Annotated in this window: 13 protein-coding genes; 11 read left to right on the top strand and 2 right to left on the bottom strand. The window is 71.6% G+C overall.

The features are described 5' to 3' along the window. Positions 1–147: 147 nt before the first annotated feature. Positions 148–2733 carry an ATP-dependent chaperone ClpB gene (gene clpB / locus ACZ7J0_RS16090; RefSeq protein ID WP_470887769.1) on the top strand — a complete coding sequence of 862 codons (2586 nt, stop codon included), beginning with the start codon at positions 148–150 and terminating at the stop codon, positions 2731–2733. A 169-nt stretch (positions 2734–2902) separates the two neighbouring features. Next, on the top strand, positions 2903–3436 hold the full coding sequence (locus tag ACZ7J0_RS16085; protein ID WP_470887767.1) for a type III secretion system chaperone family protein: 534 nt from the start codon (positions 2903–2905) through the stop codon (positions 3434–3436). A 39-nt stretch (positions 3437–3475) separates the two neighbouring features. On the opposite strand, the gene ACZ7J0_RS16080 is transcribed toward ACZ7J0_RS16085, so the two are convergent. Then, positions 3476–4687 carry a hypothetical protein gene (locus ACZ7J0_RS16080; RefSeq protein ID WP_470887765.1) on the bottom strand — a complete coding sequence of 404 codons (1212 nt, stop codon included), beginning with the start codon at positions 4685–4687 and terminating at the stop codon, positions 3476–3478. Positions 4688–4744: 57 nt separating this feature from the next. Then, positions 4745–5920 carry a pyridoxal phosphate-dependent aminotransferase gene (locus ACZ7J0_RS16075; RefSeq protein ID WP_470887763.1) on the bottom strand — a complete coding sequence of 392 codons (1176 nt, stop codon included), beginning with the start codon at positions 5918–5920 and terminating at the stop codon, positions 4745–4747. 172 nt (positions 5921–6092) lie between these two features. Here ACZ7J0_RS16075 and ACZ7J0_RS16070 point away from each other — a divergent pair, with 172 nt between their 5' ends. From ACZ7J0_RS16070 to ACZ7J0_RS16030, 9 genes are all read left to right on the top strand, one after another. Further along, positions 6093–6344 (top strand): hypothetical protein, encoded by a 252-nt coding sequence (locus ACZ7J0_RS16070; protein ID WP_470887761.1) that lies wholly within the window; start codon positions 6093–6095, stop codon positions 6342–6344. Positions 6345–6669: 325 nt separating this feature from the next. Further along, complete coding sequence (locus tag ACZ7J0_RS16065; RefSeq protein WP_470887759.1) at positions 6670–7188, top strand: DUF2617 family protein; 519 nt, start codon at positions 6670–6672, stop codon at positions 7186–7188. A gap of 68 nt (positions 7189–7256) precedes the next feature. Continuing rightward, positions 7257–8915: a polyamine aminopropyltransferase gene (locus ACZ7J0_RS16060; RefSeq protein ID WP_470887757.1), complete on the top strand. Its 1659-nt coding sequence runs from the start codon at positions 7257–7259 to the stop codon at positions 8913–8915. Between the two features lie 52 nt (positions 8916–8967). Next, positions 8968–9867 carry an SRPBCC family protein gene (locus tag ACZ7J0_RS16055; RefSeq protein ID WP_470887755.1) on the top strand — a complete coding sequence of 300 codons (900 nt, stop codon included), beginning with the start codon at positions 8968–8970 and terminating at the stop codon, positions 9865–9867. A gap of 57 nt (positions 9868–9924) precedes the next feature. Further along, positions 9925–10725, top strand: a complete 801-nt coding sequence (locus tag ACZ7J0_RS16050) for an aldose epimerase family protein (protein WP_470887753.1) — start codon at positions 9925–9927, stop codon at positions 10723–10725. A 24-nt stretch (positions 10726–10749) separates the two neighbouring features. After that, positions 10750–11298 carry an orotate phosphoribosyltransferase gene (gene pyrE, locus ACZ7J0_RS16045; RefSeq protein ID WP_470887751.1) on the top strand — a complete coding sequence of 183 codons (549 nt, stop codon included), beginning with the start codon at positions 10750–10752 and terminating at the stop codon, positions 11296–11298. 213 nt (positions 11299–11511) lie between these two features. Continuing rightward, positions 11512–12534 carry a class II fructose-bisphosphate aldolase gene (gene fbaA / locus ACZ7J0_RS16040; RefSeq protein WP_470887749.1) on the top strand — a complete coding sequence of 341 codons (1023 nt, stop codon included), beginning with the start codon at positions 11512–11514 and terminating at the stop codon, positions 12532–12534. A 115-nt stretch (positions 12535–12649) separates the two neighbouring features. Next, positions 12650–14104 carry an MFS transporter gene (locus ACZ7J0_RS16035; RefSeq protein ID WP_470887747.1) on the top strand — a complete coding sequence of 485 codons (1455 nt, stop codon included), beginning with the start codon at positions 12650–12652 and terminating at the stop codon, positions 14102–14104. A gap of 4 nt (positions 14105–14108) precedes the next feature. Further along, positions 14109–14522, top strand: coding sequence for a DUF3151 domain-containing protein (locus ACZ7J0_RS16030; RefSeq protein ID WP_470887745.1), 414 nt, complete (start codon positions 14109–14111; stop codon positions 14520–14522). Positions 14523–14526: the final 4 nt, after the last annotated feature.

Genomic DNA, 14526 nt, shown 5'->3' with positions numbered 1-14526 from the left:
GGGGCGGAACCTACCCGCGCGGCCGGGATTCGCGACACCTTGAGCGGAATAGACTCAACTTTGTGTACCTTGGAAGAGTCATAGAAGTCGTCCGGGAAGCCCGGGACCGCTGAGCCGCGGCCGCGCAACGAGGAGGAGACACCGCACGTGGACGCAGAACTCACCAACAAGAGCCGGGACGCGATCAACGCGGCCACCAGTCGGGCCGTGTCCGAGGGGCATCCCGACCTGACCCCCGCGCATCTGCTCCTCGCGCTGCTCGCGGGCCAGGACAACGAGAACATCATCGACCTGCTCGCGGCCGTCGAGGCCGACCAGGCCGCTGTACGGTCCGGAGCGGAGCGGCTGCTGGCCGCCCAGCCCAGCGTCACCGGTTCCACCGTCGCGCCGCCGCAGCCCAGCCGTGATCTTCTCGCCGTCATCGCCGACGCCGACAAGCGCGCCAAGGAGCTCGGGGACGACTACCTCTCCACCGAGCATCTGCTCATCGGAATCGCGGCGAAGGGCGGACAGGCCGGCGAGGTGCTCGCCCAGCAGGGGGCGAGCGCGGCGAAGCTGCTGGACGCGTTCGAGAAGGCAAGGGGAGGACGCCGGGTGACCACAGCGGACCCCGAGGGTCAGTACAAGGCGCTGGAGAAGTTCGGCACGGACTTCACGGCCGCGGCCCGCGAGGGCAAGCTCGACCCGGTCATCGGGCGGGACCAGGAGATCCGCCGGGTCGTCCAGGTGCTGTCCCGCCGTACCAAGAACAACCCGGTCCTCATCGGTGAGCCGGGCGTCGGCAAGACCGCGGTCGTCGAGGGCCTCGCCCAGCGGATCGTGAAGGGCGACGTCCCCGAGTCGCTGAAGAACAAGCGCCTGGTCTCGCTCGACCTCGGCGCGATGGTCGCCGGAGCGAAGTACCGCGGCGAGTTCGAGGAACGGCTGAAGACCGTCCTCTCCGAGATCAAGGCCAGCGACGGCCAGATCATCACCTTCATCGACGAGCTGCACACGGTCGTCGGCGCGGGAGCCGGCGGCGACTCCGCCATGGACGCCGGCAACATGCTCAAGCCCATGCTGGCCCGCGGCGAGCTGCGGATGGTCGGCGCGACGACGCTCGACGAGTACCGCGAGCGGATCGAGAAGGACCCCGCTCTGGAGCGGCGCTTCCAGCAGGTACTGGTCGCAGAGCCGACCGTCGAGGACACCATCGCGATCCTGCGCGGCCTCAAGGGGCGCTACGAGGCCCACCACAAGGTCCAGATCGCCGACTCCGCCCTGGTGGCCGCCGCGACCCTCTCCGACCGGTACATCACCTCCCGCTTCCTGCCCGACAAGGCCATCGACCTCGTCGACGAGGCCGCGTCCCGGCTCCGGATGGAGATCGACTCCTCGCCCCTGGAGATCGACGAGCTCCAGCGCGCCGTCGACCGGCTCCGGATGGAGGAGCTGGCCCTCAAGAACGAGACCGACCCGGCCTCCAGGCAGCGCCTGGACAAGCTCCGCAAGGACCTCGCCGACAAGGAGGAGGAGCTGCGCGGGCTGACCGCCCGCTGGGAGAAGGAGAAGCAGGGCCTCAACCGGGTCGGTGAGCTGAAGGAGAAGCTCGACGACCTGCGCGGCCAGGCCGAGCGCGCCCAGCGCGACGGCGACTTCGACTCCGCCTCCAAGCTGCTGTACGGGGAGATCCCCGCCCTGGAGCGGGAGCTGGAGGAGGCCAGCGAGGCCGAGCAGGAGGCCGCGAAGGACACCATGGTCAAGGAGGAGGTGGGCCCCGACGACATCGCGGACGTCGTGGGCTCCTGGACCGGCATCCCGGCGGGACGCCTCCTGGAGGGCGAGACGCAGAAGCTGCTGCGCATGGAGGACGAACTGGGCAAGCGGCTCATCGGTCAGGGCGAGGCCGTGCGGGCCGTGTCCGACGCGGTCCGCCGCACGCGCGCCGGGATCGCCGACCCGGACCGGCCGACCGGATCGTTCCTCTTCCTCGGCCCGACCGGTGTTGGCAAGACCGAACTGGCCAAGGCGCTCGCCGACTTCCTCTTCGACGACGAGCGGGCCATGGTCCGTATCGACATGAGCGAGTACGGCGAGAAGCACAGCGTCGCCCGGCTGGTCGGCGCGCCGCCCGGCTATGTCGGCTACGAGGAGGGCGGCCAGCTGACGGAGGCGGTCCGCCGCCGCCCGTACAGCGTGGTGCTGCTCGACGAGGTGGAGAAGGCGCACCCCGAGGTCTTCGACATCCTGCTGCAGGTGCTGGACGACGGCCGCCTGACCGACGGTCAGGGGCGGACGGTCGACTTCCGCAACACCATCCTGATCCTCACCTCCAATCTGGGCAGCCAGTTCCTGATCGATCTGACGGCCACGGAGGAGGAGAAGAAGGAGCGCGTCCTGGAGGTGGTCCGCGCCTCCTTCAAGCCGGAGTTCCTCAACCGGCTCGACGACCTGGTGGTCTTCTCCGCCCTGTCGAAGGACGAGCTGGCCCACATCGCGGAGCTCCAGATCGCCCGGCTCGCCAAGCGGCTGGCCGAGCGCCGGCTCATCCTGGACGTCACCCCGGACGCGCTGGAGTGGCTCGCGGACAAGGGCAACGACCCCGCGTACGGCGCGCGGCCGCTGCGCCGCCTGATTCAGACGGCGATCGGCGACCGGCTCGCGAAGGAGATCCTCGCCGGTGAGGTCAGGGACGGCGACACGGTCCGCGTGGACCGCTTCGAGGACGGCTTGATCGTGGGCGCCGCCCAGTAGCCGCTCTCGCCGCCCGTGGCCCGGGGGCGGATGCGAACAGGCGTGCGAGGGCGGTGTCCGCCACCCTCGTACGATCTGTCAGCCCGCAGCGGATCGGGGCGGCCCGGGCTTGCCACCGACCGGTCGGGATGGGAGAGGATGGCAGGAACCGTACGAAGGGAAATTCACGGTGAGCATCGACCCGTCCTCGATTCCGAATTTCGGGGGACAGCCCCAGCCTCAGGCCTCAGGACCGGCGGGCCCCGTCGTCCCCGACCAGGACCTGGTCAAGCAGCTCCTGGACCAGATGGAGCTGAAGTACGTCGTCGACGACGAGGGTGACCTCGCGGCGCCGTGGGAGGACTTCCGGACGTACTTCATGTTCCGCGGCGAGGAGGACCAGAAGGTCTTCTCGGTGCGGACCTTCTACGACCGGCCGCACGCCGCGGACGACCGCGCCAAGATCCTCGACACGATCGACGACTGGAACCGCCGCACCCTGTGGCCCAAGGTCTACACGCATCTGCACGAGGAGGAGGACGGCTCCGCCACCCTCCGTCTCATCGGCGAGGCGCAGATGCTGATCGGCACCGGCGTCGCCCTCGAGCACTTCGTCTCCTCGACGGTCAGCTGGGTGCGCGCGTCCATCGAGTTCGACAAGTGGCTCCTGGAGCAGTTCGGCCTGGAGTCCGGCGAGGACGAGAAGCCCGGCGACGAGGCCTGAGCGGTTCCGCCGCTGCCCCGCGAGGTCACTCGTGAGGCCCTACAGGACCATCGTCGGCGCGTAGACGCCATAGCAGAACGACAGCCCGGCCAGGGCCGTGATCACGACGATCGCGGCCCGCGGCCGGGCTTTCGTCAGCGCGCACGCCAACGGCAGCAGCAGCGGGAACGCGGGCAGCAGAAAACGGGGCTTCGACTCGAAGAAGCCGGAGCCGCCCACGGTGATCACCACCAGGACGGCCGCGTAGACGAGCACGACGACCGGCGGGCGGTCCATCGCGAGCAGCGCGAAGAGCAGCACCCCCGCCGCGGTGATCACCAGAGCCATCGAGAAGCCGAAGGCCATGGGCTGAGTTAGGAGCGTGCGGACGAAGCGCAGGGCGCCGATCCCGAAGTCGAACCGGGACGTCCAGCCCTCCTGCACGGCGAAGTATCCGCCGAACAGATCGCCCCGCCGCCCGCCCACCCACAGCAGATAGCCGGTCCAGCCGAGCGGGGCCAGGGCCGCGCCCGCCCACACCGCCCCCGGGACCCGGCCGCGGCGCCGGCCGATCTCGTAGGCGGCCGCGGCCAGCACCGCCACGGCGACCGCCACCCCGTTGGGCCGCGACAGCCCGGCGAGCGAGGCGAGGGCGCCCGCCCACAGCCAGCGCCGGGTGAGCACCGCGTGGAGCGCCCAGGCGGCGAAGGCGGTCATCACCGGTTCGGTGTACGCCATGGACAGCACGATCGAGTGCGGCAGCAGACCCCAGAGCAGCACGAGCACGGTGGCCGTGGTCCGGTCGCGCAGCCGTTCGCCGACGAGGTAGATCCCCCAGGCGGCGGCCCCCGCCGCCACCCAGGACAGCACGAGCCCCGCCGTCCCCCCGGTCACCGGGAGCACTTCGGTCACGGCTCGTACGAGCCCCGGATAGAGCGGGAAGAACGCCAGATCGGACTGGACGGCCCCGTCCGGCCAGTAGACCGTGCGGCCGTAGCCGTGGGCGGCGATCCCGATGTACCAGTCGGAGTCGTACGAGTTCGCGAGCAGCGCCCTCGGGGAGCGGCCGATGTGCCAGGACCAGAGCGCCAGGACGACCATCCCGGTGAGCCGCGCGAGCGCGAACAGCCCGAGCGCGGGAGTGGCCCTGTGCAGCGAGGCCCGCCACCGGGGAACGGTCCGCGCACCTGTGGAAGCGGCGTGATGGAAGGTCTCGGCGGACAGGGGGCACCTCCGGGCGCGGGGTCGGTCGGCCCGACCCCCCGACGGCACGGACCGGCGGGGAGCCGAACATCGGTCAACCCGACAATCGGCAGATCCCGGGCGGCGCTAAAGCGCTTTCAGCCGCGATACCGCCTCCAGCAGCACACTCTCCCTCTTGCAGAACGCGAACCGGACGAAGGGCGCCCCCTCGTCGCGGTGGTCGTAGAAGACGGCGTTCGGGATGGCCACCACCCCGCAGCGCTCGGGCAGCGCGCGGCAGAAGGCGAAGCCGTCGCTCTCGCCGAAGGGGCGGATGTCGGTGGTGACGAAGTAGGTGCCGGACGGGCGGTAGACCTCGAAGCCCGCCTCGGCCAGACCGTCGCTCAGGAGGTCCCGCTTGGCCAGCAGATCGGCCCGGAGCCCGTCGAAGTAGCTGTCGGGCAGCCGCAGGGCCTCGGCGACGGCGTACTGGAACGGGCCCGAGGAGACATACGTCAGGAACTGCTTGGCGGACCGGACAGCGGTGATCAGCGCGGGACTCGCGGTGACCCAGCCGACCTTCCAGCCGGTGAAGGAGAAGGTCTTGCCCGCCGAGCCGATGGCGACCGTGCGCTCCCGCATCCCCGGGAGCGTCGCGATCGGGATGTGCTCGGCGTCGCCGAAGACCAGGTGTTCGTAGACCTCGTCCGTCACGACGAGCAGATCCCGCTCGACGGCGAGCGCGGCGACCGCGGTGAGCTCCTCGCGGGTGAGGACGGTACCGGTGGGGTTGTGCGGGGTGTTGAGGAGGATCAGCCGGGTCCGGTCGGTGACGGCGGCGCGCAGCTCGTCCAGATCGAGGACGTACGCGCCCTCGTGCGGGCGCAGGGTGACCGGCACTCTTGTCCCGCCCGCCATGGCGATGCACGCGGCGTACGAGTCGTAGTACGGCTCCAGCGCGATCACCTCGTCGCCGGGCTCGACGAGTGCGAGCAGGGCCGCCGCGATCGCCTCGGTGGCCCCGGCGGTGACGAGGACCTCGCTGTCGGGGTCGTGGGCGAGGCCGTACCGGCGCTCCTGGTGGGCGGCGATGGCGCTGCGCAGCTCGGGGACGCCCGGTCCGGGCGGGTACTGGTTGCCCCGCCCGTCCCGCAGGGCCCGGACCGCGGCCTCCCGGATCTCCTCGGGGCCGTCGGTGTCGGGGAAGCCCTGGCCCAGGTTGATCGACCCGGTGCGCATGGCCAGCGCGGACATCTCGGCGAAGATCGTCGTGCCGAATTCGGCGAGGCGGCGGTTGAGCAGCGGTCGTGTCATGACGGTCATCCTCGGGCGTACCTCTGGACTTCCTCAAGTGTGCTTTGACGGATCCCGGGCGGGGGGATCCCCCTGCCATGTGGCCGGCTCGTCCCGCTGCCGGCGCGAAGCTCTGGACTTGCTCAATTCGGATTTGGCCGTGTGACGGCGGGGGCATCCCCCTCACACAAGGCGTACGGGGGTGACACGAATGGAAGTACTGGTCATCGGATTCGTGATGGCGGTCGTGGTGGTGAGCCTGATGGCGGGCTCCCGCGACAAGCGGCGCAGGCGGCGGAGGTCCAGCGGCAGCCACGGGGGCGGCTGGTGGGCGGGCGGCGGCGGCTCCTCCTGCGGCGGAAGCTCCTCCTGCGGTGGAAGCTCCTCCTGCGGCGGCGGGTCGTCCTGTGGCGGCGGTGGCGGCGGGGGTGGATGCGGTGGCGGAGGCAGCTGACACGGGGCAGCTGGTCCGCAACCACTGAAGGCGCCCGGCGAGCGAACTGCCGCCGGGCGTCTTCTTGTTGACCGGTGTGACGGTTGTCGTACCGCGCGATCGGTTTCTCTTTGAACAGATGAACCGAGGGGCCCCCGGGGGGATGGAAACCACGTCAAGTTGGGTAAAAACGCTGTGAGTCCCCCGCAGTTCATGATTCCCTCGCTGTCGAGAACATCCAGCCCTCGGACCTCGTGTGGACCCGAGCCGGCGAACCCCACTCCCGTTGAGAACTCACCGGGACGCCCCCGGTCCACCCGTCAAACCGTGTTTGCGGAGCCGACCCATGCTCACGACCCTGAAGACGACCTATACCGACACGCGCGCGGCCGACCTGGCCTGGGCGCTGGGGCGGGAGCCGCTGCCCGCCCTCGCCGTACTCGACCTCGAACTGAGAGGAGCCAAGCTCCAGTTGAGACTCCTCGGCGCCTCTCACCAGGTGCTCCTCGAGGAGGAGAAGGGCACCTGCTCGGAGACCGTCGCCTGTATGCCCGGCAGCAGTACGCCGCTGCCGCTGGGCGTGTCCAAACGGGTGGGCGGATGGGAGTACGAGTTCGCCGCGCGGGTGGAGACGCTCTCGCAGGGCTCGTTCGCGGGCCGGGCGCAGGAGTTGCTCGCCCTCGTCGCCGACCATCCCAACGGCCTCGCCGGAACGTTCCCCGGCTCGCCGCACGCCTTCACGGCGATGCTGGCGCAGCGTCACGAGGGGCAGGTGCGGTGGCGTACCTGGCACGCCTATCCGCAGGAGGGACAGTTGGTGGTCACCCGGACCCGCATCGGTGCCCGCGTCACGGCCGCCCTATAGGTGTGGAAGCGACTAAACACCCGTGTGGGTGACAGGCTGCACCGCAGGTGTGACGTAGCGTTACGAACATGATCGAACCGTCCGTCTCCGCGCCACCCGAACGTGTGGCGCGGCTGCCTGTACGGCCCAGCGCGGGGCGGTCGCTCGTCCTCGCCGCGGTCTTCGTCTGCGCTGCCTGCGGGCTGGTCTACGAGCTGGAACTGGTCGCTCTCGCCTCGTACTTGATCGGTGACTCGGTCACGCAGGCGTCGGTGGTGCTCTCGGTGATGGTCTTCGCCATGGGCGTGGGTTCGCTGCTCGCCAAGCGGCTGCGCTGCCGGGCCGCCGTGGGGTTCGGCCTGGTGGAGGCGGCGCTGGCGCTGGTGGGGGGCTGCAGCGCGCTCGTGCTCTACGCGGCGTTCGCCTGGGTGGGCGAGTCCAGATACGTCCTGGTCGGGTTCTCGCTGGCGATCGGGGTGCTGATCGGCGCGGAGATCCCCCTGCTGATGTCCCTCATCCAGCGGACGGCACGGCCGGCCGTGGGGGGCCGGGGCCGGGGCGCGTCGCACCAGGAGGAGGCCTCGGACGGCCCCGACGACGACCCGGCGGGTACGGTCGCCGAGCTCTTCGCCGCGGACTATGTGGGTGCGCTCGTCGGCGGGCTGGCCTTTCCGTTCCTGTTGCTGCCCTGGCTGGGGCAGCTCACCGGCGCGCTGGTCACGGGCGCGGTGAACGCGATAGCGGGCGGCGCGCTGGTGCTGTGGCTGTTCCGGCGGGATCTGACGGCCCGTTCGCGCGTGCTTCTGATCACCGTCAACGTGACCGTGCTCGCCGTGCTGGCCACGGCGACGGTGCTGGTCGGCGATTTCGAGCGGGCGGCGCGGCGGGCGGTGTACGGGGACAGCGTGCGCGTCGCCGTCCGCACCGACCTCCAGGAGGTCGTGCTGACCGGGGGGCGGGCCGGCCCGCCGGACCTGTTCCTGGACGGGCGGCTGCGGGTCAGCGGCCGTGACGAACGCCGCTACCACGAGGCGCTGGTCCACCCCGCGATGCGCGGCCCCCACCGCCGCGTCCTGATCCTCGGGGGCGGCGACGGCCTCGCCGCCCGCGAGGTACTGCGCTATCCCGGGGTCGCGTCGGTGACCGTGGTCGAGCTGGACCCCGGAGTCGTACGCATCGCCCGTACCGACCCGGCGCTCGCGACGCTGAACGCCCACGCCTACCGTGACCCGCGGGTCACGGTCGTGTACGCGGACGCGTTCCGGTGGCTGCGCACGGCGTCGACGGGATACGACGTCGTGATCTCGGACCTGCCGGACCCGGGGATCACGGCGAGCACCAAGCTGTACTCGGCGGAGTTCTACGGGCTCGCGGCCGGCGTGCTCGCGGACGGCGGTCGGCTGGCCGTGCACGCCGGGCCCTTGTCGTCGCGGCCCCGGACGTACTGGACGGTCGAGGCGACGCTGCGGGCTGCGGGCTTCGCCACCAGGCCGTACAGCGCCTCGGGCCGCACGTACGGGTTCGCGGCCGGTCCCGACCGGTACGGCGAGAGCTCGTCCGAGGAACCGCACGACTGGGGCTTCGTCCTGGCGGCCGCGGGCGACCGGCCGGCCCTGGCGCTCGCGGCGGACGCGCCCCGGCTGCGGACGCTGAGCCCCGCGCTGCTGGCGGCGGGGCGGGTCGAGGACCGGTCGAGGCCCCGGGACGTGGCGCCGTCGACGTTGGTGCATCCGCGCTACGGCGGCTGAGGCGGCCGTCGAAACGAAGACGGGACCGGTCTGTCTGAGTAGGCTCGATCCCATGGAGCATGAGGTGTTCGTTCCGGTTGCGCCCGAGATTCTTCGCCAGACGCTGGCCGACCCGGGGTGCGTCGCGCGCTGTGTGCCGGGGCTCCAGCAGGACGCGAACGCGACGGCCGGCCCGCTGGCGGGCCGTCTGAGGATCCGGGTCGCCGGGCACACCATCACCTACCGCGGCTCACTGCGCGTCTCCGAGCGGGGCGGCGGCTTCGCCGTCGAGGGCGAGGGCACGGAAGCCCGGGGCAGCGGCTCGGCGAAGCTGTCACTGGCGATCCGGCTGACCCCGACCGGGGACGGTACGACGCTGACGTTCACCGGTACCACCACGTCCCAGGGCCGACTGGCGGAGCTCCCGGCCGACGCGGCCGCCGCCACCGCGCACCGCTTGCTGGACCGCTTCGCGGAATCCCTCACCACGGCGGCGGACCAGACTGCCGGGAACGGCGACGAGACCAAGGACAAGAAGCCCGCGGAAACGGACCGGAGCGCGGCCGAGACCACGGGCGCCACGGCCGGCATCGTGGACGAGCTCGACGATCTCACGGACGAGGTCGACGAACTCACCGACGACGTGGACGAAGCCACCCCGCCGCCCCGCCCGTCCGTTTTCGACGCTCCGATCCCGCCGTCCGCCCTGGACCCCCTCGAGGACGACGACCTCGGCGAGCCCCGCATCGGCCTTCCCGCCGAGCCCCCGGCCGAGGCCGCCCACGCCCGCCGCACGATGATCGGCCGCAGCGCGGAAGAGGTCGACCACGCCCCGCCACGGGGCCGCTACGCCCCCGTCCCGGCGCCCGACTCCGGCTCCGCGGGCGCCACCCTCCGCTGGATGGCCCCCGCCGCGGCGCTGGCCCTCGCCTCCGCCGTGGTGGTCGGCCGCGCGCTGCGCAGGCGCCGCTGAGGCGAGGCACCGCCGCGTCCCGGTCACAAGGGCGGCGCCCTGTCCTAGGGTCGGAGCGTGAGCAACAACGAGACGCGACTGACGGCGGGCGACGCCGAGTTGACCATCGACCCCGACAACGGCTGCCGGATCGCGAGCCTGCGCGTCGGCGGCATCGAGCTCCTGCGCCAGGGCGAGCGCTACGGCTGCTTCCCGATGGTCCCCTGGTGCGGCCGCATCGCGAACGGGCAGTTCGCCAACGGCGGCATCCGGCACCAGATGCCGCTCAACTCCCCGCCCCACGCCATCCACGGCACCGGCCGCGACGCGGCCTGGCGGACGGTCCGCGAGGAGAAGACCGAGGCCGCCTTCACCTACGACCTCGCCGAGCCCTGGCCGTACCCCGGGCGGGTCACCCAGATCGTCGAGCTGACCGAGGACGCGCTCACGATCCAGCTCGGCGTCGAGACCCTGGGCGACTCCTTCCCGGCGCAGGCCGGCTGGCACCCGTGGTTCAACCGCAGGCTCGACGGCGGTACCCCCAGCGCCCCCGTGCGCATCGGCTTCACCGCCGACTGGCAGGAGGAGCGCGGCGCCGACCACCTGCCCACCGGCCGCCGGATCGGCCCCGCCCCCGGCCCCTGGGACGACTGCTTCGGCATGCCCGACGGCGTCGATGTCACCCTCACCTGGCCGGAGCGGCTCGAACTGAAGGTGACCAGCCGCGCCGAGTGGGTCGTCCTGTACGACGAGCAGGAGGCCGCCGTCTGTGTGGAACCCCAGTCCGGCCCTCCGAACGGCCTCAACACCCATCCGCACTATGTGACCCCGATCGAGCCCCTGGAGATCGCGACGACGTGGAGCTGGCGGCGCCTCTGAGCGGGCGGCTTTAAGCTGGCGGGCATGACTGACGTACGCGCTGACCTGCTCCAGCAGATCAAGGACAAGGCCGTGGTGCACGGCAAGGTGACCCTCTCCTCGGGTCTGGAAGCCGACTACTACGTCGACCTGCGCCGGATCACGCTGGACGGCGCCGCGTCGCCGCTGGTCGGTCAGGTCATGCTCGACCTGACCGCCGATCTCGATTTCGACGCGGTGGGCGGTCTGACCCTGGGCGCCGACCCGGTGGCGACCTCGATGCTGCACGCGGCCGCCGCGCGCGGCCGGACGCTCGACGCGTTCGTCGTCCGCAAGGCCGCCAAGGCCCACGGAATGCAGCGCCAGGTCGAGGGACCGGACATCAAGGGCCGCCGTGTCCTGGTCGTCGAGGACACCTCCACCACCGGCGGATCGCCGCTGACCGCCGTCGAGGCGGTACGCGCCGCCGGCGCCGAGGTCGTGGCGGTCGCGACGATCGTGGACCGGGCGACCGGAGCGGCGGAGAAGATCAGCGGCACGGCCGGTGTGCCGTACCTCTACGCGTACGAGCTGGACGAGCTGGGACTCGGCTGAAACTGACGAGCCGACGGCCGCACACGGGGTGACCTGGGCTTTTGGTGAAGGGCGGGCTGTTTCACGTGAAACAGCCCGCCCTTCACCCATGCCCGGCCCCGCCGGGGGGTGGAGCCTGCGTCAGAGTCTGGAAAGATAGGGGCGACGATGACGTCGCCCCCAGGTCAGGGCCTGCACATATCGCACACCCCGCGCATCACAAGGAGCGGACACATGCCCATCGCAACCCCCGAGATCTACAACGAGATGCTCGACCGGGCGAAGGCAGGCAAGTTCGCCTACCCGGCCATCAACGTGACCTCGTCCCAGACCCTGCACGCCGCGCTGCGCGGTTTCGCGGAGGCCGAGAGCGACGGCATCATCCAGATCTCGACCGGTGGCGCTGAGTTCCTGGGCGGCCAGTACAGCAAGGACATGGTGACCGGCGCGGTCGCCCTGGCCGAGTTCGCGCACATCGTCGCCGCGAAGTACGACGTCACCGTCGCGCTGCACACGGACCACTGCCCCAAGGACAAGCTGGACGGCTACGTCCGTCCGCTGCTCGACATCTCCGCCGAGCGTGTCGCCAAGGGTCAGAACCCCCTCTTCCAGTCCCACATGTGGGACGGCTCCGCCGAGACCCTCGCCGACAACCTGGCCATCGCCCAGGAGCTGCTCGCGAAGGCCGCCGCCGCCAAGATCATCCTCGAGGTCGAGATCACCCCGACCGGCGGCGAGGAGGACGGCGTCACCCACGAGATCAACGACGAGCTGTACACGAGCGTCGACGACGCCCTGCGTACCGCCGAGGCCCTCGGCCTGGGCGAGAAGGGCCGCTACCTGCTCGCCGCCTCCTTCGGCAACGTGCACGGCGTCTACAAGCCGGGCAACGTCGTGCTCCGCCCCGAACTGCTCAAGGACCTGCAGGCGGGCGTCGCCGAGAAGTACGGCAAGGCGTCCCCGTTCGACTTCGTCTTCCACGGCGGCTCCGGCTCCTCGGCCGAGGAGATCGCCACCGCGCTGGAGAACGGCGTCGTGAAGATGAACCTCGACACCGACACCCAGTACGCGTTCACGCGTCCGGTCGCCGACCACATGCTGAAGAACTACGACGGCGTGCTGAAGGTCGACGGCGAGGTCGGCAAGAAGTCGACCTACGACCCGCGCACCTGGGGCAAGCTGGCCGAGGCGAGCATGGCCAAGCGTGTGACCGAGGCGTGCGCGGCGCTGCGTTCCACGGGCACCAAGCTCAAGTAGTCAGGTGAGGACGGGGGCCCGGCACCGACGCGGTGCCGGGCCCCCGTCATGCCCGGCGAGCACGTCGGGGCCGCTCGACTAGCCCGCGGGCGGGCGGCCGTACAGGATGGCCCGTATGGACATTCGGCTGGCCACGGCCCAGGGACGGTGGGTGGTGTTCACCACCGTGCTGGGGTCCGCGATGGTCCTGCTGGACTCCACCGTCGTGAACGTGGCCCTGCCCCACATCGGCCGGGACTTCGGCGCCGACATGGCCGACCTCCAGTGGACCGTCAACGCCTACATGCTCACGCTCGCCGGGTTGATCCTGCTCGGCGGCGCGCTCGGGGACCGCTACGGGCGCCGGCGGGTGTTCGTCGTCGGGACCGTCTGGTTCGCCGTGGCGTCGCTGCTGTGCGGGATCGCGCCGAACGCGGGGTTCCTCATCGCCGCCCGCGCCCTCCAGGGCGTCGGAGGGGCACTGCTCACCCCCGGATCACTGGCGCTGATCCAGGCGAGCTTCCACCCGGACGACCGGGCCCGCGCGGTCGGCCTGTGGTCCGGCTTCGGCGGCGTCGGTGCGGCCGTCGGGCCGTTCGTGGGCGGCTGGCTCGTCGACGGGCCGGGCTGGCGCTGGGTGTTCCTGCTCAATGTGCCGCTCGCCGCGCTGTGCGTGCCGGTCGCCCTGCGCCACGTACCCGAATCGCGGGACACGGCGGCGCGGGGCCGCTTCGACGTCGTCGGGGCCGTCCTCGGGGCCGCCGCCCTGGCCCTGATCACCTATGCGCTCATCGGGGAGGCGTGGTGGGCCGGGGGTCTGGGGCTGGCCTTCGGCGCCGTCTTCGTGGCGGTCGAGCGGCGCCGGCCGGAGCCGATGGTGCCGCCGTCGATCTTCGCCTCACGGCAGTTCACGGCCATCAATCTGGTCACTCTCTGTGTGTACGCCGCCTTCTCCGGCTTCTTCTTCCTCGCCGCCCTCCAGCTGCAGGTCGTCTCCGGGTACTCCGCCCTCGGCGCCGGGACCGCGCTGCTGCCCACCACCCTCCTGATGCTGCTGCTGTCCGCGAAGGCCGGCGAGCTGGGGGAGCGGTTCGGGCCGCGCATCCCGCTGACCGTCGGCCCGCTGCTCTGCGCCGCCGGAATCCTGCTGATGCTGCGGGTCGGCGAGGACGCCTCGTACCTGCTGGACGTCCTGCCCGCCCTGATGGTCATGGGGCTCGGCATGGTCGTCCTGGTGGCCCCGCTCACCGCCACGGTCCTGGCCTCCGTGGACGTCGCCCGGGCGGGCCTGGCCAGCGGGATCAACAACGCCGCCGCCCGCGCCGCCGGCCTCCTCGCGGTGGCCGCGCTGCCGCTGCTGGCCGGGATGGGGCCGGAGGCGTACCGCTCGGCGAGCGAGTTCGGTGCCACCTTCCGCAGGGCCATGCCGATGTGCGCCGGGCTGCTGGTGGCGGGCGCCCTCCTGGCCTGGGCGACCGTCCGCAACCCCCGGAGCGCCGGATGCCACCCGGAGTGCCGTGTCCACTGCGGGGTGACCTCCCCACCACTGGACCCGGGCGGGACGGAGGCGCGCCGGGGTCAGGCAGACTGAGGGCATGGCCATCCACGAGAACCTGCTGGGGGGACCTCCCCCCACCCGTCTGCCCGACGAGCCGGAGCCGCGCGAACTGCTCGCCGGCGGTGCCGCGCCCGACGATGTCGCCGCGAAGTACCCGACGTCCTCGCTGGCCTGGGCCCAGCTCGCCGACGAGGCGTTCGAGGCCGGCCGGGTCGTCGAGTCGTATGCGTACGCCCGCACCGGCTACCACCGCGGCCTGGACGCGCTGCGTCGCAGCGGATGGAAGGGCCACGGCCCCGTCCCCTGGGAGCACGAGCCGAACCGCGGCTTCCTGCGTGCCCTGCACGCCCTCGCCCGCGCCGCCCGGGCGATCGGTGAGAAGGAGGAGTACGAGCGCTGCTCGACGTTCCTCCGGGACTCCTCCGAGACGGCGGCCGACACGCTCGGCTGAGCGT

It is taken from the genome of Streptomyces sp. NPDC038280, from assembly GCF_055600045.1.
Note: the sequence above shows the minus strand (reverse complement) of the source record. Positions and strands in the feature narration are given on the sequence as shown.